Genomic DNA, 21,822 nt, shown 5'->3' with positions numbered 1-21,822 from the left:
TTGTCAGTGGATTACGTGGGTCGGCTGCGCGCCAATCAGGTCGGACAGCTTCTTGGCAGGTGGTGCTTCACAATTCAGTTGTATCAGTGTACCTTCCCCCGGCTCACTTTCAAACTGTATCTCCCCACCGATTTTCTCGGCACGTTCCTGCATGATCTGTAGGCCGATATGCTCGCCAGTCGTAGGGTTAGGCTCCGGCAACGGGTCGGGCAGACCGATACCATCGTCTTCCACCAGAATGCTGCAACGGCCTTCTTCGCTGCTATGCATCAACAGGCGCACGGTGGAAGCCTGGCTGTGCTTGCGGATATTGGCGAGGGCTTCCTGCACGATGCGGATGACCTCCACCTCTACCTCGCGTGGCAAATCCTTCAAGGCCCAGTTGTGGTAGAAGAATACATCCAGCCCGGTTTCCTGCCTGAAGCGCTCGGTCAGGCGCTCCACCGCACGAATGACGCCCTTGCCATCAATCGGCGCGCGGAAATCGGTGATCAGACTGCGCAGTTCGGCATAGGCAACGTCGATGGTGTTTTCCAGCACCTCCAGTTCCTGCCACATTTCGGCTTCATCGCCACGGTTGAAGGAATCATCCAGCAGGCGTACCTTGAAGCGCAGGCTGGCGAGGGTCTGGGCGAGGGAATCGTGCAGCTCATGCGCCATGCGGGTGCGTTCTTCCATGATGGAAAGCATCCGCATGTCTTCTTCGCTGCTGGCCTTTTCAATCGCCATCCCCAGATGCTGGCCGATACTCACCAGCAACTCGTCGTCCTCCAGCTTGTCGTAACGGCCCTGGCGGATGAACAGGTTGTAGACGCCGAGAACCTTGTCGCGGTATTGCAGCGGGATCGCCAACATTTCCACGTCCTGCGCCCCGGCGCACAACTGTTTGCCAAGGATGCGGTTACACTGGGCAACATCGGTGCGCATCTTGATCTGCCGGTCGCGGGCGGCATGCCCACATAAGCAATTGGGTGTTGGCAGGGTTTCTTCCAGTTCGACGGCTTCGGTGGTCAGGCCAACGCTGGATACCAGCCGCATCTTGCCATCCCGATCCAGCAGGCGCACGGTGGCGGCTTCGGCATTGACCACATCCTTGAGGGTATGCAGGAAGCGGTTGAGCAGGTCTTCGAGGCTGTCGGCGCGGTTGATGCAGCTTGCCACCTCATACAGGATGCTGAGATGGCGCTTTTTCTGCGACAGGTATTTTTCTTGCCGATCCATGCGCTTCTGCTGCATCCGCGAGAGCGCATGGTAGTCTTCGGTGATGGCGTTGATCTGTTCGCGGATTTTGCGTGACGGGCAACTCTTGCTGGCAATCGGCATACGCGCGCTAAAGTCGCCCTTACGCAAGCGGATCGCCCAACGGGACAGCTCGGTGCCAAATTTGGAAAACTCCCGCCATACCCAGTACAACAGCAGGAAACCTCCCACTCCCGCCGCAACCCACAAGCCCGTCATCAAGGTCGCGACCCATTCATCCTTGACATTATTGCTGGTTGCCCAGAAATATACCGCGCCAATCACGGTAAAGGTGAACAGCAACAGCATCAGGCTAATCTGCGCCTGCCACGGCAGGTCTATGACCGGGCGGCCTTCCTGGTTTTCCCAGTAGCTGCTACGGGGTGTGGAGGCAGTCTCTTCCCCTGCTTTTGCCTTGGATTTGGCAACGCTCGAAATGGGAAGTTTGACTACGCTTTCATTCATGCGCTTACGCCTGTGGTGGCTTGTAGTTGGGGTCGTTGGGGTTGAGGAAGATAAATTCCAGCTTGCCCTCGTCCAGCTCCACAAAGTCCAGCGTCATGCCAACAGCCAGTGGCTGGGATGCGGCATCCAGCACCACCATGAAATCACCATAGTTTTCGGTATGGTCGCCCTCATGTTTTTTGTCATCGAAACCCATCATGTAATGGAAAGAACCATCCACCTTTTGCTGGACGGCGATCCGTAACGGCAAGCCAAGTGCATTGGCCTGCACGGCTGAAGTGCGGATCTGGGTGGCTGCCTGTGGTGTGACTGTAATCATGAAGCCGTTTTCCTTTTCTGCTGGCGGATAAATTCAACGAAACGCTGCGCCCACCGATACTGGGAAGTGTCGCGCATATGCGTGTAAGAAGCTAACAAATTCCGGTAAACCCAGCCATCGTGCTGGCCGTCGATCCCGCTTCCCCGCTGCATACGGTAGGCGAACTTGCCGGTGGCGGTCAAATTTTCGAGTCCCGAATAGTGGAACTCGTGGGCGTTGATGATTTTTTCCCGATCGCCACCCGGCCAGGGCATGTCGGCGGTTTCCTGCAATTTCACGTAGCCCCGGCCCTGTGGCTTTGGGTGCATGACCGCATCACCGGGGATGACACCAACCATGTCCGCCTGCTGGCCGTTCCAGACCAGACTGCGGGACAAATACATCAGGCCACCGCATTCGGCATAGGCGGGCAGGCCGTTGTCAATGGCGGCGCGGATGGATGCACGCATGGAGGTGTTGGCCGCCAGTGGCTGCATGTGGGTTTCGGGGAAACCGCCGCCGATGAACAGGCCGTCGATGTTGGCGGGCAGGGCTGCATCTTTCAGGGTATTGACCGGCAACAGTTGCGCGCCTGCCTGTTGCAGGGCTTCGAGGTCGCCGGGGTAGTAGAAGCCGAAGGCGGGGTCTTGGCAGATGGCGATTTTAAGAAACCCCTCCCCAACCCTCCCCTTATCAGGGGAGGGAGAAAGAGATTCGGAGTCGTATTCGGCTCCTCCCCTGATAAGGGGAGGCTGGGAGGGGTTTCTTTCCAACTCCACCGCTCCAACCGCAATTTCCCGCAACAACCCCAAATCTACCTGCGCCGCCACCAGATCGCGGATGCGGGCAATCTGCGCTTCCGCCTCGCCGCTCTCATTGCTGGGCATGAGGCCGAGATGGCGCTCTTCGATTTCCATGTCGGGATTATTGTGGACTGCGCCCAGTACCTTGATGCCGGTGTAATGCTCGACCGATTCGCGTAGTTTGGTAGCGTGGCGTGCGCCTCCAACACGGTTGAAAATGATTCCGGCAATGTTCACATCCCGGTCAAATGACTGATAACCAAGCAGCAGCGGCGCAATACCACGGGTCATGCCACGCGTATCCACCACCAGTACTATCGGGGAACAGGTAAGTTTGGCAACCGCCGCATTGCTGTCGGAACCATCCAGCGCCATACCGTCATACAACCCTTTATTGGCTTCGATCAGGGCAATGTCGGCATCATGAGAATAGTGTTGCACCGTCTGAATGATTTCATCCTGTGTCATGGTGTTGAAATCGAGGTTGTGGCAAGCGCGCCCGCTGGCTGCCCCCAGCCACAAGGGGTCGATGTAATCCGGGCCTTTCTTGAACGGTTGTACTTTCAGACCTTGCGCATGCAAAGCGGCGCACAGACCAATGGAAAGCGTGGTCTTGCCGGAGGATTTGTGGGTTGCGGAAATGAAAACTCTTGCCATTACCGCATTCTAGCGCAAACTGAGTATATTATTAAATGCTGATGGTAAATGTTCACTGCACCCCCAACGCCTTATACACCGCATCCACCGGGTCAGCAAAGAAGCTGATCTGAAACTTGGCAAACAACTCAGGTGGCACGGAAGGAATATCCATAGCCGAAGCCATCGGTAACAACACACGGGTAGCACCGCTATCCAGCGCCATTTGCAGGCTGCCCGCCAGATCGTCGACCGGGTTCACCACGCCACCGAGGGTCATATTGCCCAATACCACCATCTGCGCCTGTACGGGTTTGTTCATCAGGATGGAGCAGAACGCCACCAATGCCGCCAGACTGGTTTTGGTGCTGGGGGCAGTGTTGTGTAACTCCACGACATGAAGCTGGAACTCATGCTCGGCAAATCTGGCATTGGCGCTGATACGCCCCAGATTGCCCTTGAAGTAATCGAAACCGATCCGGATAGCTTCCTTGGCGGCGGTGCTGGAACCCAGGCCGGTAACGGAGTATTTCCCTGTACCTGCCACCATCTGGGTTTCAAATCGGTACAAACCCAATTGCCCTGAGCCGCCTTGCGTGACCAGATGCACGACGCCGGGACGTAATGCGCCTTCCGGGATCAGTTTGCCGCCACCTTGTTCCGGCACGCTGACGAAATGTTCTTCCAGCGTCTCGTTGTCGTGGTAGCTGAAATGCACGTCGAAGAATTCCATGCCACCCAACTTTTTCAGCTGCTCCTTGATGCGGCGGCGCAGTTCCAGCGCATAGACCAGACAGGTGCGGACATCTTCCTTGCCGTAATCGGCACGCGGGAACAGCAGTTTGAGCAGGCCGGAAACCGTGCGGCGTACTGCAATTACGTCGCGCTGGTTAAGATTGTTGCCGAGTTTGAAATAGCGGTCGATGGCGTCAGCGAAACTGCGCTTGCGCATTTCCCGCATGAATTCGGCCAGGTAGTCGGTGATCAGCCCGTAGTTGTTGGTGAAGAATTCCGGGCGCATTTTCGGGATTTCCCAGCCAGGGATGTAGGCATGGAAGCGGTCGAAAAAGGCTGTGTCGATCATGGCATCAGGAAATGGCGCGAGCAGGTGGCTGGTTTTGACCAGCATTTCCACGCTCTGGTTGATGTTGCCGATAAACACCATCGAGGCTTTGGCTTCCACGGAATCACGGCCACGTGCGAAGGAGCCGGAGGCCATGTAATCCTTCATGATCTGCACGCCATCCTTGTCCTTGAAATGGATACCCGCCACTTCATCAAACGCCACCAGATCCCACATGCCGACCAGCCCGACACGGTGGCTGCTCATGTTGTAGAACAGGTTGGCGACCGTGGTTTGCCCGCCGGAAATCAGCAGGCTGTTGGGGGAGCATTCCTTGTAAACATGGCTTTTGCCGGTGCCGCGTGGCCCCAGTTCGCAGACGTTGTAGTTGTTCTCGACGAAGGGAATCATCCGCGCCAGCAGGTGCCATTTCACCCGCTGTTCCAGATTGGCGGGTTCCATCCCGACAGAGCGCAGCAGGACATCCATCCATTCCTCCAGCGAGAACGGCTGTCTGGCATTCAGCAATTCATCCATGTCCATGGATGGCATCTGGATCGGTTTGAGGCTTACGACCGAAAATGGCGAGGTTTTCTGGCCTTCCTCGTAGAAATACTGGAGGGTCACGATGCACCAGATACCGCCAGTCAGCAGCTTTTCATTGTCCTGTACGGTAGTGGGGCGGATCAGGGCGTCATTGATGCCGAGGTTGGAAAGTGCGGCTTCATAGATGTCCTTGCGCTGGTTGAGGCGCACGCCTACCTTGTCGATGATTTTGTAGCTGCCGCGTTCACGGATCAGCGACTTGACCTTTTCGGCTTCATCCGGGCGCACGTAATTTTCGGCCAGGATGCGTTTGACGTTTTCCAGCCCTTCGCGCACGACTTCTTCATCATCCGAGGCGCAGTACATGCCCAGCAGGTATTCCAGCACGTAGACCGGTACATTCGCGCCTTCCTTGAGCCGTTTGGTAAGGTCTTTGCGCACCACACGACCCTTGAAATGCTGGTTTAACAACCCGTCCAGATCATTCATGCTCATTGTTGCCTGCCTTAGAAAAAGTCGTCCTGACCAAACGCCAGGTCAATGGTCACGGCATAATCGCTGTAGCGGGTGCGGGTGTCCATATCCTCCAGCACCAGCTTGTACTGTTTGCGGCGGTCAAACCCGGAACCCACCAGTTTCAGGCGGGCTTCGCGGATACGCTCCTCCATCACGCTGGAAGTGCTGTCGAAGCTGAGCGGCTCACGGCTGGAAACCACATTCCCCATCGCATCCAGCACGTAGACTTCCAGTTTACGGGCTTTGTAACGCTCGCCCAATGGATCAGTCTGGATGAAACGCACTTTGTCGATGTTGTTGACCAAACGGATGGGCTGGCTGGCCGCCACCACACCGACCGGCTGTTTTTCATGCTGGGCAATGGATTCCTTTTCCAGTTCGCGGATATGCACCACCGGTACACAGATTTCCTGAAGCATTGCGCCGCCATGCACAAAGCGTGCGCCACCCACAAAATGGAAGCGCTGTGCGCCTTTGGGCAGCAGGAACCCGGTGTCATCGCCACCGTCAGCGGTGTCGGCAATCCGGCCTTTCCAGCATTCGTCATACGTGGGGAGCTGTCTGCCCACGATATAGCGTTTCTTGGTCTCGATGGTATTGACGGGTTTAACGCTCAGTTCCGTCTTGCCAGTTTGTTCCAGCGCCTGTTGCTGGAACAGGAAACCATGATCTGCGGTGATGATGATGCGGCTACCGTTGAGGTTGTTGACGATACGCCCAACCAGATGATTGAGTTCGGCAATGGCGTCACGGCATACTTCTGGGGTACGGTCTTCGCCGCCTTGCTTGTCACAGATGTCGTCAATGGTGTTGTGGTAAATGTAGACCACCGCTTTATCGCGCACCTGATCACGGCCTTCCTGCTTGCTCCAGCCCATCACATCCTTGCTGCTGACGGCCATGCCGTTAACTGCCGTCAGAATCCGGTTGCGGTTTTCCAGCCCAGCGGATGACTGTCCATCGACTTGCACCACCGCTTGCCCACTCGCGTAGGTCAGTTGCTTGTGTGGCAGCAGCGCCGCCATGCCAAGCTGGGTATAACTTGGCAACACGCCCAGTTGGCTGGCAATCTCGGCTTTGAAGCGCTTCTCGGCATTGATCAGGCTGGCCAGTTCTTCCGCGACCTCGTAACGCAGCGCGTCGGAAATCACCACGAAGACCCGCTTGACCTGTTTGCCAGCCAGCAGGCTTCTGATCTGCCGTTCATAGAATTGTTGCTGGGAAGGTACGCCCGACAATACCCAATTAGCCATGCGCTCCTCGCTGGCCAGATGCCGATCCCATGCCAGACCCAGTTCGTATAGATACCAGTTGGTGTAGAGGTTCTCAACAGCCTCATCCAGGCGGCGCAGGATGTCGCCACCCTGGTTGGCTACTTGCCTGACCGCGAATTTGAACTGGCGGTATGCCTGATCAAAACCAAACAGTTCCTGTGCATAGGCGATGAACATATCGCGGGCGGAAGCGTAGTGGAAACCGTCCGGGTGCGAGTGACGTAAACCGAATAGCCGCTCGGCCTGTTGCAGGGCAGTGTAGATATGGGCGTAGTAGCCATCCCTGACCCGATGCCAGTAACTGGTGCGCCGTTCTGACAGCACGGACTCGAAGTAAGCATGATCCAGCGCCTTGTCTGCTTCCAGCAGCGCGGAAACCAGCCCCCGGATAATGATCTGCTCGACAGCCTCAAAGGTTTTACAGGATACCAGATAGTCAGGCGTGCAATTTTCCAGACGACGGCTGATTTCCAGTTGCCGCTCCAGCACGCTGGCGATGGTCTGGTAATGCTCCGAGTAACTCCGGCTATCCCGCCAGTTAACCAGCAAGGCCAGCGCGGTTGAACGGCCTGCGGCGGTCTTGAGGACGTTTTGCAGCAACCAGTCGCGATCCAGGCTATCCATCTGTGACCACAACTCGGTACAGAACAGCTTGAGGGTGAAATCAGTGAGGGAGGGTTCCTTGGCCTGATAGCTGAATTCGGCTTGTAACAGTGCCCACAAGGAATCTGGCAGCCCGTGCTTATGCAACAAGGCCATGCTGGGTAGCCTGGCGGTATCTGTACCGGCTTCCAATACCTGCGCATAGTCTTTCAACAGGCTGAGAAGAATATCCGCCAGTTCCGCCGAATCCGCCTTGAGCAGCACAGCCATCATCTTGCGGTCGAGTGACAACTCATCTTCGTTTTCCGTTACCAGCTTTTTCAGGGCAGCCGTATTTTTCTTGTTGAAGAATCCGGAACGTGCGCGGATGTGGGTGCGCAGCCCCATTTTGGGAATGCCCAGCTCATGCAGCAGCATGGAACTGGCGTCAGCAAAGAACTGCTCGCTGTAGAGGCGCATATCCAGCAGCCAATCCTTTTCCGGCTCAGGTTCGGCGTAGGGAAAATACAGCAGGAAACGCTGCTCCGGCTCATCCAGTTCGATGCGTTTTTTGGTCTCGAACAGGGAGCGGCCCTGCATGTCCAGCAGAGCTATTCCATCCAGCGCCAGGGCTGGCAGGTCGGATTGGAAGCTTTGTTCCGGGTCGTGCCAGAACACGATGCGGTGGTTGGCAAACTTGGCGAGGATGCCTTGGGTGAGCTGGTCGAGATTCAAGGAAGATCCTCCTCCCACTGATACCCAACGATATTACGCACCTGTTTGCTGAACTCAATACCAATCAGGAAAATGCGCTGTTGCCCGTCACGGTAGCGGGCGGCGTAATCATTTTTTCGGATCTGCGCCAGCGCACTACCATCACCGGTATCACCTTCCACCATTTTGAACTCAAAGATATAGACCTGCTTCTGGCCATCGGGCAGGGTAAAACGCAGTGCAATATCAACCCGGCCTTTATTGCTGCTTTCTTCCGCCCGCGTATCCATGCCGAGTGAGCACAAAAAGGCATACATGACCGAAGCATAATAACCTTCGTATTCAGCCAACCGGTTGTTGGTATGATTTTGATGAGCAATTTCGTCAAACAGGGTGCGGAAACGGCGCTCCAGGGCTGCAAAATCATTTTTCAGGAATGCCTGATAAACTGAGTGACGCTCCTGCGAATGATCCAGCAAATAATTCTCCAGCAGATGCTGGGTCAGACTGTAGCGCACTTCCCGGTTTGGGTAGCTCAGGGTGTACTCGGGTTGCCCGCCAAAGGTGATTTCCTTGCTTTTTATCGTCAGATAACCAGTCTGGAACAACAAGGCCACCAGTTCAATCCTGCCGATGTCAAAAGCCTCCAGTGCATTGGCACCTATTTTGACCGATTCCAGATCAGGCAAGTGGAAATGGCGGGCCTTGAGCACCTCCACCAGAAAGGTGGGTGTGCCGGTGCTGAACCAGTAGGACAAATATTCCCGGTTCTTATCAATGAAGAGCAGGATATCGAACGGGTTGTAAACACGCTCCCCCAGCCAGCCATAACCATTATACCACTCCCGGATCAGCGGGAAATCGGCCCCTTGCAGGTGTTCGGCAAAATAATGTTCCAGCTCCGCCTGGGTATACCCGCACAAGGCGCTGTAGCGGGTATCCATGGAAATGTCATTGAGGTTGTTCAACCCGCTGAAAATCGACACCTTCGAAAATTTACTGACCCCGGTTAAAAAGGCAAAGCGAATATCTGCGTCGTTATCCTTGATGACCGAATAAAGGTCGCGCAAGCCGTTGCGCATCACCGTGGCGGTGGCATCGTCGGTCACATTGTCGAGTATCGGTTTATCGTACTCATCCACCAGCACCACCACCGGCTGACCGTAATGGTCAGCGGCTTTCTGGATCAACTCGGCAAAACAGCCCACGCTGTCGTTTTCAGAGGTACAGGTAACACCCAGCAGTTGCTGGTTGCGGCGTAACTGCCGCTGAATACTGCGGTCCAGATCCGCCTTGTTTTTGGGGATGCCACTGCCAAAGCTCAGGCGGATAACCGGGTAGGCTAGCGACCAGTCCCAGTGGGGGTGGATATGCAAACCGCGAAACAGGGGTTCATTACCTGCGAATAACTGGTGCAGGGTATCGAGCAGTAGCGACTTGCCGAAGCGACGAGGGCGTGACAGGAAATAATAACCGGGCTTTTTTGTCAGTTCCTGGATATGGACCGTTTTATCAACATAGACAAAATCATCCTGAATGATTTTCTCCAGGGTGCTGATACCAATGGGTAATTTTTTCATCCTTTACTCCTTACCACCCGTCACCGCCTTCACCTCCGCCAACAACTCCCCAAACTTACCATAATTCACCTTCACGCCGTCGTCGAGGTCGAGCTTGATGCGCCTATCCGCATAGTGCTTGAGCTGGTCGTCGAAGGCGCGGAGTTCGGCACGGCGTTTTTCCAGTTCGACCAACTCCTTTTTCAGGCGGTTTTTCTCGGCGGTGGAGTCGGCGCTATCGGCTTGTTGTTCGAGTTGTGCGGCGTAGTGGCTGTATTTGCCGAGCAGGGGCGTGACGTATTCGGTGCGCATCCGCGCCAGGGTGCCTTCGTGGTAGCGGTGCAGGTAGACCAGGCATTCAAACGCTTTCTGTTTGCCGGAGCTGAACAGCCAGTAAATCGGGCGCTTTTTGTAGGTGCGTAGGTGATCCTTGTAGAACTGGGTGGCGAGGTAGCGGCGAATGGTGTCGAGGCTGCTTTCGTCGCGTTTGGGCTTGAGCGCGTATTGGGTGAGGCTCATGGCGACGAAATCGAGGTTTTCCTGCACGCGGGTTTCACCCCAGACCACGCGCACGAATTCGCGGAAGCGGTTGGTGGCGTCGTCGGCGAACCATTCCTGATCGGTGATGGGGATGATGCCGTCGTCATCCGGAGGGAAAGAACCCCCTTCCCCATAAATCTTCTGGAAGTCGGCATTGCCTGCGTGGGCGTAGACCAGTCCGGGGCGGTCTGTGCGATACCGTCCCATCATGCAGCCGATGGCGTAGCTGAGCAGTTCGGCGCAGGTGTCGGACTGGAAGCGTTGCGCGAGTTCGGCGTCGCTGGCGTTGCCGCCGTAGCGGTAGCGGGGGTTGACGGTGAGGGTGATTTGCTCCAGTGGTACGTCGGGGGTGAGTTCGTCTTGCAGGCCGTAGGCGTCGATGAACAGGCGGTTGTTCTCCTCCTCCAGTTGCTGCATTTCTGTCACGGCGGCCTTGTTCGCCGCCTGCCATGCGTCAAACGCCAGCTTCACGCTCTCGCGCTTCGCCGCCAGCAACGGATTCTCCGCAAAGTCCCAACTCGTCTCAAACGAATCCCAATCTTCTTTGGCTACTTTTATAAGGTCAGAATAAAATTGGTTGTCTCTTAAAATAACCGGAAATTTATTTAAATGCCCAACTTCAAATCCAAGTCCGCTACTGAAAATATTCAGAATATACTTACTAACACAAGAGTTTAATAACAAAAGAATTTGATGATTTTTTTTCGATTGAATACATGGCCCTTTATGACCATATACTGAACCTTTTGGCACAAATCGAAAGGCTGTTGACCCGCTACTAATTAAAGTCCATGTCAAACCTTCCTCAAAATAAGTATATTCATTCCTTATGACTGAGCGCTCAAATGCCTTAAGTTCAAATCCATTATCTTGCCAGTTTACAATATATTCATTATTTCCATACCACTTACGAAAAGCCCCCCCTTTAGTAAAGGGACACCACTTACTACCTTGGCCTGAATAAAATTCAATTTTCTTATAGCCTACTTCACTCCAATAACGAAGAAATCTGTCATCATCCGCAGTTGCAAGACCTTGGCGCACGTCTGACTCATTACCAAGCAATTGCGTAGATTGAAATACATTAATAACATTATCCCTGATCCAATAAGCAATAGGGCTACCGGGGATTTTATTGAAGTCGGTTTGCTTGGTATGACTGTGGCGATTTTCGCGGGCGAGTAAGGCGTGTTGCTTTTCTTCTTCGTTGCCCTCTATGAGGCGAAAAAAGACAGGTTGGTAATTGGCAAGGTGAGACGTTGCTAATACCCATGCGGTGGTTTGTACAACTTCACCGGAAATTTGCCCGAATGCCCGTGCGCCCAAATGCGCCATGGTGATGAATGTGCGGGTATCCAGCAGGGATTCGCGGAGTTTTTCGTAGCTGGACAGGAACATCCACGATTGCATGTTGACCTGTGCGTTATAGCCATTGGCTTTCAACAGCTCGAAAGCGCGTTCCATGAACATGGCGAACAGGTCAGCCTTGCTGTTGGGGTAGTGTTTGCCTGCAAAGGTTTTGAGGTCGGCATTCATGCCCTTGCTGCCCATGTAGGGCGGGTTGGCGACGACGGCATCGTAACGCTGGGCAAGGATGATGGCTTGCCGCACCAGCGGCAACAGCGTCCGCGCGGCGGGTTGCTGCATGGTGTCGCCGCGTTCCGCCAGCTCTTCCAGCAGGGTCTGCAAGGCTTGCAGTTCCGGCAGCAGCCTGGCGGGCACGTCAATCAGCGAGCCGAAGGTTTTGGCCTCGCGGAACAAACCCACCAGCGTCAGCAGCAGCTGATACACCGGATCGTTGGCGGCATCCGCAAGCTGCATCTGCCCGCCACCAAACAAATCGGCGGACGTACCTTTCTGCCAGTCACCGCGCAGGTTCAGCGCCCGCCACAGACCCGGCAAGTCCGCTCCTGCTCCCTGCCCCCCTTGCGGGGGAAGGGCCGGGGATGGGGGGGAAGATGCGGCGGAAGACAGCAGCGAAGCCTGCATCGCCAGTACATTCAACCTCACCTGCCGCGTAAAGATGCGCCGGTCATCCGCCCGCGCCAGCATCATCAGCGCAAACCCCGCCAGTTGCGCCGCCCGGTCATCAATGTCCAGCCCGAACAGGTTCTTTTCCAGAATCAGTTGCGGAATCTCACGGCTACGGTAGCCGCGTTCCTCATAAATCGCCTTCAACACCTGATAGGCTTCCACCAGAATATGCCCCGACCCGCAGGCCGGATCGAGCACCTTCAACTGTTCAGGATCAAGGCTTTCCGGGGTCAGCGCCGCCAGTTGCGCCGCCACCTCCGCCGTCTGTTGCGCAGGCTCGATGTAATACGGCATCCGCGCCTTCAGGGAGGACGCCGGGTAAGTCTGCAACCACTGCCGCCCGATCGAGTTCTGCACCAGATACTGCACAATCCAGTTGGGGGTGAACAACTGCGTGGCGGCGGGGATGTCCGCGCTTTTCACCACCTTGCCAATCACCTCATCCTTGCGCTCGGCAATGTAAAACTGGTACAGCCAGCCGATGATCTCCACCTGCTGCCAGTCGTCTTCCGGGATATTGTCCACCAGCGGACGCAACAGCGAATCGGTGCGCGTCAGGTTGTCCGGCAGCAGCAGTTCAGTGTCATCATCCAGCGCCTCGAATAGGAACGGCATCGCCTGATGCAGCGCATGGCACTGCCCCAGCAGCATCGCGCGGAACAGCGCCTCATCCTGATTGCCCGCGAGTTTCAGCCCGACCAGATGTTCCACGTCCAGCCCCAGTGCCGCCGCCACTTCCGGCACATGATCCAGCACCTGAAAGCCCTTGGCCTGCTCAGGGTGCGACAGCACGCGGAAACCATGCTCCAGATACCCCTGCAACTCCATGAAGCGGATCGCGCACAAGCGGTTGAACCAGGTATACGCCACCTGTTCCACCAAGAAAGTCATGCCCTGTGCCTGGGCACGCGCTACCAGCCGCTCACGCGGGCGTGCCAGCCCGGCGTCAAAGCTTTGCCCACCGATTTGCAGCACCGACCCGGTGACCGTGGCAGGCTCAACCCTGAGCTTGCCCTGCTTGTCGGCGCTGATGCCGAACAGGTTGAGGCGCTGGGTAACGGCGGCGATGAAAGCGCGGCGGGCAGCGGGTGCGTAGATTTTGATTTTGCCGGTGTTCATGAGATTGGGTGATTCCTTTACTGCCCACACACAACGGTGATGGCAGTGGTGACTTGGGCACGCAGCTCATTAAAGCTGGGCATATCAATACGGGTAACATCAAGCTGCCCGACCAACTCATTCAGGTCATGGCGGGTATAATCCGGGTTCTGGAGGTACTGCCCCAGCACCGTTTTAGGTGCGCGTTGCGGTGAGCGGTCATTACCAGAAAGCTCATCCTCAAGCTGGGGGCAATGTTGGTAAGGGTGGGGCTTGGTGGCACAAATGAACCACGCCTCCGAAGTCGGTTTAGGCACAAGGGCAATGCCGCGCTCGGCAAATTCAGCAGCGCGGAAACCTTCTTCAATAGCCGCCACCAAATCCTGACGTTCCAGCCGGTCGGTATCGTGGAAATAAGCTGCCAGTTCATGCTGATGGCTCAAAGCGTACTGTGCTAACGCTTCTGCACGTTGGGCGTGTTCCACAAAGCCTTTTTTGACCCGTGTGCTAGGGCGTATTTTGCGTCTAGCACTACTTTGCTGCCCCAACCAACTGCCTAACACAAAACTCATGTGCGCGGCAGGATTAGCAGCATCCAGCAAATCGGCATTCCATTCAGGCAAATGGTGGTAAACCAGTTTAAACAGCAAATGTGCCACTGCCCCCACTTCAAAATCGTCACCAGTGCAATCAGGCTGCTGGTTGCGGCAACACCCCATATCTGTTGGGCCTTCCCCTGTCACTGCAATTTTATTGAGCATAGGTGGCTTCCGCTTCTTGGGCTACCTCTTGCAGGTATAAGTCCAGCATGGCATCACCCGGCGCAAGGCTTGTGAGCTTTTTAGCCGCTGATGGCACATTAAAGAAGCGTGTAGCGTGGGTATGACCGTGACTGTTTTTGTAAATCAACGTAACAGCTTCCTTGGCTACCTCGTCACTCATGTAATTGAGGATCATGGGGCTGTGGGTGGTGACAATAATCTGCTTGGGGGAACTGACCAGCGCATCCACCACTTTTTCCGTGACTTCGGGATTGATACCGTTTTCGATTTCATCGAATAGCAGGGTTTCCAGCGGGCTGTATTGTTCCGCCAGCAGTGCCAATGTGCGCAACAAGCCATCATTGATATGGTCGGCTTTGGTTCTGACTGGTTTGGAATCCGGGCTGTATTGCTCGACGATTTCCAGCTCAATGCTATCGGTTGCACGGTTAAGTTTGGTGATAATCTCCGTGACCTGCGGATAATAGCCTTGCAAACTTTTCAGCAAACTATCTTTCTCTTCCTGCTTTAGATCGCGGATAAATTTGGCGATTTGTGTGCCGTTGATACCAATATCCTGTTTGTCATTTTGCTCATCTTTCTTTGCAGCAACTCGCAAGCAGTCAGGGGAAAATGAATCAAATGCACGTAGTCGACTGAGTTCCTGTTTAAACCTCCGAACAAAATCCCCTAGACGGTGGTCGGTTAACTGAGACAAAAGTGAACCCTGATATTCAAAATCAATATCTTTGTAGTAATCACACTTATAATAATTTTTTTCTCTTGATTTTCCGCAGAAATTAAACTCCTCATATTTCACACTTTCAAATACGGTAAGAGGTTTCTGATTATATAGTTGACAGATAGAATAACGTTTACCATCTGATTCAAATAAAGAAACTGGAAAACCAACGACTACTAACTTTTCATTGATACAGCACATTTTTCCGGGGTTAAAGGTTGCCTCCCAACGGAAGTTTGCGTTACTAGTGCCATCGTTGAGCTTGATCTCAAGTACGATTTTGATGTGCTTGTTTTTGGTGAGGCTGGATTTGACATCTTTCATATTCCAGTCACGCAGTTCTAGCCATTTTTCGACCCCGCCTTGTGTCATCCAATGACTTACGAAGTCCAGCGCTTGCAGCACGGTGCTTTTGCCCGCGCCGTTCAGCCCGATCAGGCAGTTGAACTTGGCGAGTTCAAGGTCAAAATCGACCAGCGATTTGAAGTTGTCAATGTAGAAACGTGTGATCATGGTTGTTCCTTGAATAACTGTTCCACCCGCTGGGTATAAAAACGCTCGCTCCACAGGCGCAGGCTGGCCTGTTCGATGGTAAGCACAAACCGCTCCACATCCTGCACGGCGGTTTTCCAGTCAATTATGGCAATTTTGTCCAGCAAGGTCTGTTTTAACCACGCAGCATCGACTTGCAGGTCTTGCCCCTGCCATGGCCCGGCCTGTTGCAAGGCGGCCTGCAAGTGCGGCAAATTGGGTTTGATGCCTTGTTTTACATACCAGTTGAAATCGTACCAGTCACGCCCTTTCACATAAGGGCGGCACAGCAGCGCATGGATTTTCAGGGCGAAATTGCTGGGTAAATCCTGATGGCAGACTTCAAAATCCAGCGGAAAATCCAGATAGCGCCAGTCAAACCCCGAGCCAGCCGGTGGGTTGATGTCGATTTCCAGCTTGATTTTCAGCTTGTGCGGGGTGGCGCGGCTACCGGCCTGTGCCGGATAGAACGCGAGGTTCAGTTGCTGGGCAATCGAATCATCTTTCAGCACGGCTTTGCGGATCGGTTGCTCCATGCGGCTTTTGTCCAGCACTTCCGGCTGTAGCCCGAACAGTTCCAGGGTGGCCAGCAGTTGTTGCAGATACGGCTGCCAGTCAAAATCCACGGGTGGCTGGCGCAGGATAAAATCCAGGTCTTCCGAAAAGCGCGGCAACTGGTGCAGTATCCGCAAACTGGTTCCACCCTGAAACGCCGCCACTTCAAAAAAACCGCCGCGCCACAAGCCATACAGTGCCAGTTCTTGCAGGATTTCCTTGAGCGCCTGCATTTCTTCCGCCAGATTGCCCGCCTGATAGCGGGCCAGCCGCTGCTGGATAATATCGATCATGCCGCCTCCCGCCCGCTGCTGAGCGCACCCGCCAGCGCGTCCAGATAATCCCGCGCCCGCTGATGCTTGTAAACCGGTTGAAGCTGTACGATGTCGGCATGGGTCACGCTACACAGCTCATCCTCATCCAGACGCAGCCCGTCCAGCAATGCAGGCAGCCCCTGCCACTCCCACTTGCGCAGGCACGCCAAGTCCAGCAAGGCACGCAAGGGACTGGCCAGCAGGCAGTGTTGCCCCGCCAGTTCCACCCGTTGCACGCCGCTCAGGAAATAACCGCTTGCCAGCGCCAGCGGGTGAAACACGAATTGTCCGTAGCCTGGCACATCATGGCGGATGGATTTGCGCCCCGGCGTCACCGACGTGGTAGCGTAGACTGCTTCAGGAATCCAGCCGTGATGGGCCAGCACGGCTTCAAACGAGACATAGCTGGCGGGCAGCAACGCCTGCGCCACCACAAACGGATGCGGCAAGCTCTGGCGGAAACGTGGACTCATGACATACAGGCCGCGTTTCAGGCGCAGCAGCTCGCCTGCCTGCAAGGCGCGGTTGACCAGCCCGTAGCGCCGCGCATCCGTACCACCAACCAGCCTGGCAAACTGTGTATCATCCAGCACGCGCTTGTCCCAACCCTGTTCCAGCAGCACTTGCGTGAGCGTTTGCATCAGAAAATTCCACTAACTTTTGAAAAATGGAAGTATGAAGAATTTTTCCCGGTTTGTCATTTCACCCGTACCCGATCCCCGGCGCGGACAGCTTTCAACAGGCTCTCCTGCAACTGGCGGATGTATTCCCCGACCTGCGCCTCGGTTTCCAGAATAGTTTCCCCATGGCTGCCCACAGCCCGCACGGTGATGGTTTTCTTGACCGGTGTAACGGGCTTGGGTGGTGGAGGTGGTGGAGTATCACCACTTTTGCCGGGTGATGGCGGTGGTGGAGACGGCTGCTTGACCTTTTCCTCGATGTGGCGGTTGATCAGGTCGTAAGCTTCATCTTCCAGCGTATTGGCTTCGGTCTGTTGGGAGAGGATCAGCGGGATAGAAACTGCTTTCTCAATAGTCTGGCGGCATTGTTGTAATGGGTGCAGAGCGCGGTTCCGCAATTCGGAAGGAGCGCCTGCTGCGTCCAAGGCAGCGGTGATATTGTTGATACGCTGAGCGACCCGATTCAACGCATGAGGGCGCTTTTCTTCCAACAATTGCTGGTTGATCTTTTGTACCTGTTCAATCAGCGGACTGATACGCCGTAACTGTCCATAGGGGGATGCGCTGTTGTAGATGCCTTCTAGTTCCGCCACCGCATTACGGGCGGTGTCATCCTTTTCAAGCGCCTGCCGATTGTCTTTAAACTGGTTATGCAGGGCTGTCGCCAGCGTCTGCCAGGTCTGGAACTGGCTGTTGTAGAAGTTGTCCAGATCCTCGAAGTCTTCGGCAAAGTCTTCCAGCGCCGCAGCATCTTGCAACATCTGCTCAATCAGGGTGAAACTGTTGCTTTGTTCCAGCAAACCCACCACCAGCACAATACCCTTGTCGATGTCGGCCTTACCGGGGTACTGACCGGTCTGCGCCTTGCTGCGGAAGGTTTTCAGGCTGTCATGCCATTGGCTTAACTCGCGGCGGATCAATTCCGCCAGCTCCTTTTCCCCGGAGCCGGTGAACGGTTTCTGGAACAGGTCTTTCACCAACGCCGCCGTTTTCTGGAGCTGGCGCTCGTCATGCTGGCGGATTTTCTGGAGACGGATGTCAGCGCGTGAACGCACACTGGTAAACGGCTGATAGGCTTTTTTCAACGGCAAATCGGCGGCTTGCAGGGTAAAACTGAGCTTGCCCGCCAACCCCAACCGCGCCAGCAACAGCAGGATTTCGTTTTCCTGCCAGCCATACGGGCGGCGGGTAAACTGGTTCAGCACATCTTTCAGGTACACGGCATCATTGCGGCTGATTTTCAGGCTGACATACCTCTCGATTTCGCGCATGGCTTCCGGGTTGCATTCCGGTACATTCAAATCCAGCCCCAGTTGCGCCACATCATCAGCAGTCAGCACCGCTTGCAGTTCGCGGTTGAGGTCGCCCTGGGTCGGGCGCAGCATGTTCAGCTTGCTGAAGGTGTTCTCCAGCACATAACGGTACGTTTCATCCACCAGGGTGGAGGGTGTGGTGTTTTTGGGTTGCAGCCTTGCGCCAATGGCATAGACATCCGCATCCGTGAACAGGGCAGTGAATTCGGTATACAGGCGCTTTTCGCGCTGGGTGTTTTCAAATGCCTTGTCGCGCAACAGGTGTTCCTGTTCCGGGCGCTGGCCGGACGCCACTTTCAGAAAACGCTCGGTCTTGATGAAGGTGGTCAGCTCATCCCACAAACGCTTGTTTTCGCCCAGCCTGATCAGGATGCAGCCATCGTTTGCCAGCGTGTGCTTGATGCAATTGGCTTCCAGATGGTAACTGTCGTAGGCAGGGTCTAGCGGTGACACCACTTTCACCACCAAATCTTCCAGATTCGCCCCATCACGCGGATGCCCGTTACAGAAGCGGCTGACCCTGAAATCCTGTTTGTTGACCGGGTAGCGGTAAGCGGTTTGGCGTTGCAAGAGGGTATCAAACACGATCTGTGACAGCTTGTGGGTCTGTTCGGATGACTCAATCTCGGTGTGGCGGATTTCGTTTTCAATTTCCTTCTCTTCATTGGTCAGGAAAATGAACTCATCGCCATTGCGGGCAATCAGTAACTGCCGTTCCAGCCGGTTCAGACTCTCTTCAATCTGACGGCGCAACGCCACCTTGTCGGTATCAATCCGCTCAACCGTGAGCGTCACCAGATTGTCGAGCGTGCTTTTGACCGCCTCCACATAGCGGATCAGAAACAGGGTTTTGAGGATGTCGGCGTCAAAGGCAGTCAGGGAATCCAGCTCACACGCCTGATCAATGGTGCGCTTGACCGCAGGCTCCAGAAAGCTTTCGATGGGCGCATAGAAGCGGTGGAACGGGATCAACACATCCAGCGCCTGATCCTTGACCTGCTTGGCGGCGGACTGGAAAGCATCCAGCAAGGAGCGTTCCCCCATCGCCAGATGTTTGCCGGTTGCCCCCTTGGTGCGGATCGACTCGAACACCTTCTGCACCAGCGCATAATGGTAGGGAATGAAGGGGTAGTTATCGACGAACGAGCGTGTATCGGTATAGCTTTTCAGTTCCGCCGTGGTGGTTTTGTCGAAACTGAGCTGGTTGCGCAGGATGTCGCCTTTGTCGGCAAAAAGAGCCTCCAGCTGCGCCCTGGCAGGCTCCGTTTTTTCCAACAGACGTTTCTGGATGACTTCGGCAGTATTGGTGCTGGAAAGCTGCAAGCGGGTGTAAAAACGCCCCTGAATCTTGGAAAAATCATCCCCCTGACGCTTGTCGAGCTGACCGATGGCGGCATCAATATCGGCTTGTGCCGTCACGATAACCCAGGCGCGGCCACCGCAATAGGTGCCCAAATCTTCGGTAATGGTTTGCAGCTTGAGCATCATCTGCGAATTCTTGCCCACGAACTGCCCGACTTCATCCACCAGGAACAGCACATTGCGCCCGCCGTTGTGCTCGATGTAGTCATTCACCCACTTGCAGAAATTGCGGATGTCGAGTGGGAAATTGTTTTCCAGTTGTTCAACCCACTGCCTGACCGAAGGCTCGCTTTGCTTGCTGGCGGCAGCCAGACTGGTCATCAGTTCATCGCGGTAAAAGTCGAAAGCATCGCGTTCCTTTTCCCAGGTTGAACCCGTCAGCCCGGCAAATTTGTCCTTGAACGCCTGATATTGCCCCCTGCCATCCAGTTCCCGCTCCAGATGGGCGATATGCGGGAAATCAGCACAATAGCCCACGCGCTCATTGAACACCTTGAGGAACACCTTGAGGATGGCGTTTTCCTGTTCATCGGTATTGGCGCGGGAATCAATGTTGAACAGGATGACATCGGCGGCATGATGCGCGGCACTATGCATGTCGGAGTAAAGCGTTGCGTCGATGGCGCTGGCATCACACTTTTCCTGAAAGAAGTCGATGGCTCGGCGTTGCTGCCCGTCTTTATCGGTCTGCCGGTTTTCCAGCAGGTAAGACAGGATTTTGATGAAGTGCGATTTACCGGAACCGAAGAAACCGGATACCCATACCCCGATCTTGCCTGCCATGGCAGGGCTACGGCTGGTCAGTGAGGGGGTGTAGGTTTCAAAGAAATGGCGGAAATGCTGCTCCAGTTCCCGCGTTACCACATATTCATCCAGTTCCACATAAACGCTGGCGTTATCCAGTTGTTCGGCCTTGACCACCCCGTTGATGTCACGGGTCAACGGTTTATTGAAAATGTGTTCGACGTTCATGAAAGCCCTTGTTTCAGCTTACGCGGAAAGTGTAGTTTTGCCGTCTTCCGGCACCAGTTTGAAAGCGCGGTAATAATTGCGTGATTCCACCAACCCGAACGGATGCAGGTCTTGCCCGCTGTAGGTGCCGGGGTAAAACAACAATAACGGTGTTTTGCCCATCACATCCTGTAAGGCGCTTAATAGCTCATGCCCACGCACCAGCGGCCATGCGCTGCCTAAGCCCCACAGGATGACAAATTCCTGGTTTTCCGGCTTGATCTGATCCGCCATGTAACGCGCCACCTTGTCTTGGCTGAGCGGCCCGGCCAGCGTCTTGCGCAAGGCATCCGCTCCCACCTGACGTTCACGCTCGAAAGTACGTTCCAGCAAGTTGCGTGACGCCAGCATCTCCACCAACACCTGGAAAATATTCATGCAAACAAACTGACGGTTACGTTTCTGGAGCTTGTCGGTTAACAGAGCAACGTGTTGGCGAACCTGTATTTCATATTCAGCGGGGTAATCAAACAGCCAAAAGCCGATTTCATTGCCCAAGCCGTCGTTTCGCAGGAAACGCGGATCTTCCAGCCGTTTCAGGATCAGATCAAGCCGGTTGTGCAGGTAAGTCAGGTTGTGCATTCCATGGCATCTTCAAGTTCAGGGTGGTTAAGTATCAGCAGCCACTGGCGCACTTCAGGAAGCAGGTAGACCGGCTGGAATTCGCGTTGTCGGTTGGAATTCAGATAGCCGCTTTCAACCAGTACTCTGACGGCATTTGTACCAATTTTGTTCAATGTTGAGACAGAAAAACTGTCCAAGTCTGGCATTAATTGAATCCGTTCTGCAATAAAAAAATCCCATGATCCTGTGGGAAGCACAAGTTTATACAGCCGTTTATGTTCCGCCACTACCAGACGCATGAAATCGGCCAGCACGGGAGAGTGAATCAGGACAGCCAGCAACAACATCTGCACATATTCTGCTTCAGGGGCTTTCAGCAATGCCTGGATGAATTCCTTGCCCAAAGGGGTCAAACGCCGCCGGATGGCGCGCGCATAACGGATGGATGAATGCCGGGAGGGTTTTTGCAGGATGTTTTCAACCTCAAACAAGCACTTCCAGTCTTCTTCTGGCAGGTCTTTCAGCAAGGTTTCCGCGACAATCCGACTCTCAGCCATCAACAGGCCGCCGCCGATCAAGTCGCCCATGTATTCTTTGGCATTTATCATTAAAGTATTCAATC

Annotated in this window: 14 protein-coding genes; all 14 read right to left on the bottom strand. The window is 54.8% G+C overall.

The window, feature by feature from the left end:
- Positions 1-3: 3 nt before the first annotated feature.
- From THINI_RS21470 to THINI_RS21405, 14 genes are read right to left on the bottom strand one after another with little or no spacing between them, the layout of a single operon-like run.
- Positions 4-1,704 carry a GAF domain-containing sensor histidine kinase gene (locus THINI_RS21470; protein WP_002710601.1) on the bottom strand — a complete coding sequence of 567 codons (1,701 nt, stop codon included), beginning with the start codon at positions 1,702-1,704 and terminating at the stop codon, positions 4-6.
- A 4-nt stretch (positions 1,705-1,708) separates the two neighbouring features.
- Positions 1,709-2,023, bottom strand: coding sequence for a HesB/IscA family protein (locus THINI_RS21465; RefSeq protein WP_002710600.1), 315 nt, complete (start codon positions 2,021-2,023; stop codon positions 1,709-1,711).
- Positions 2,020-3,462 carry a cobyrinic acid a,c-diamide synthase CobB gene (locus tag THINI_RS21460; protein WP_002710599.1) on the bottom strand — a complete coding sequence of 481 codons (1,443 nt, stop codon included), beginning with the start codon at positions 3,460-3,462 and terminating at the stop codon, positions 2,020-2,022. Before THINI_RS21460 ends, THINI_RS21465 begins: the two co-directional genes overlap by 4 nt.
- Positions 3,463-3,514: 52 nt before the next feature.
- Positions 3,515-5,545, bottom strand: a complete 2,031-nt coding sequence (brxL, locus tag THINI_RS21455; protein ID WP_002710598.1) for a protease Lon-related BREX system protein BrxL — start codon at positions 5,543-5,545, stop codon at positions 3,515-3,517.
- Positions 5,546-5,556: 11 nt separating this feature from the next.
- Positions 5,557-8,157, bottom strand: a complete 2,601-nt coding sequence (gene pglZ / locus THINI_RS21450; protein WP_002710597.1) for a BREX-1 system phosphatase PglZ type A — start codon at positions 8,155-8,157, stop codon at positions 5,557-5,559.
- Positions 8,154-9,716, bottom strand: coding sequence for an ATP-binding protein (locus THINI_RS21445; RefSeq protein ID WP_002710596.1), 1,563 nt, complete (start codon positions 9,714-9,716; stop codon positions 8,154-8,156). Before THINI_RS21445 ends, pglZ begins: the two co-directional genes overlap by 4 nt.
- Positions 9,717-9,719: 3 nt before the next feature.
- Positions 9,720-13,388, bottom strand: a complete 3,669-nt coding sequence (pglX, locus tag THINI_RS21440; protein ID WP_002710595.1) for a BREX-1 system adenine-specific DNA-methyltransferase PglX — start codon at positions 13,386-13,388, stop codon at positions 9,720-9,722.
- 17 nt (positions 13,389-13,405) lie between these two features.
- On the bottom strand, positions 13,406-14,128 hold the full coding sequence (locus THINI_RS21435) for a hypothetical protein (RefSeq protein WP_002710594.1): 723 nt from the start codon (positions 14,126-14,128) through the stop codon (positions 13,406-13,408).
- On the bottom strand, positions 14,118-15,383 hold the full coding sequence (locus THINI_RS21430; protein ID WP_002710593.1) for an AAA family ATPase: 1,266 nt from the start codon (positions 15,381-15,383) through the stop codon (positions 14,118-14,120). Before THINI_RS21430 ends, THINI_RS21435 begins: the two co-directional genes overlap by 11 nt.
- Positions 15,380-16,249, bottom strand: coding sequence for a nucleotidyl transferase AbiEii/AbiGii toxin family protein (locus THINI_RS21425; protein WP_002710592.1), 870 nt, complete (start codon positions 16,247-16,249; stop codon positions 15,380-15,382). Before THINI_RS21425 ends, THINI_RS21430 begins: the two co-directional genes overlap by 4 nt.
- Entirely contained in the window at positions 16,246-16,911 is a 666-nt protein-coding gene (locus tag THINI_RS21420; protein ID WP_002710591.1) for a type IV toxin-antitoxin system AbiEi family antitoxin domain-containing protein, read from the bottom strand. Before THINI_RS21420 ends, THINI_RS21425 begins: the two co-directional genes overlap by 4 nt.
- Positions 16,912-16,967: 56 nt before the next feature.
- Entirely contained in the window at positions 16,968-20,597 is a 3,630-nt protein-coding gene (gene brxC / locus THINI_RS21415) for a BREX system P-loop protein BrxC (protein WP_002710590.1), read from the bottom strand.
- 18 nt (positions 20,598-20,615) lie between these two features.
- A complete protein-coding gene (locus THINI_RS21410; protein ID WP_002710589.1) occupies positions 20,616-21,218 on the bottom strand; it encodes a DUF1788 domain-containing protein in 603 nt (200 codons plus the stop codon).
- On the bottom strand, positions 21,206-21,808 hold the full coding sequence (locus THINI_RS21405; protein WP_002710588.1) for a DUF1819 family protein: 603 nt from the start codon (positions 21,806-21,808) through the stop codon (positions 21,206-21,208). Before THINI_RS21405 ends, THINI_RS21410 begins: the two co-directional genes overlap by 13 nt.
- Positions 21,809-21,822: the final 14 nt, after the last annotated feature.

It is taken from the genome of Thiothrix nivea DSM 5205, from assembly GCF_000260135.1.
Taxonomy (GTDB): domain Bacteria; phylum Pseudomonadota; class Gammaproteobacteria; order Thiotrichales; family Thiotrichaceae; genus Thiothrix; species Thiothrix nivea.
Note: the sequence above shows the minus strand (reverse complement) of the source record. Positions and strands in the feature narration are given on the sequence as shown.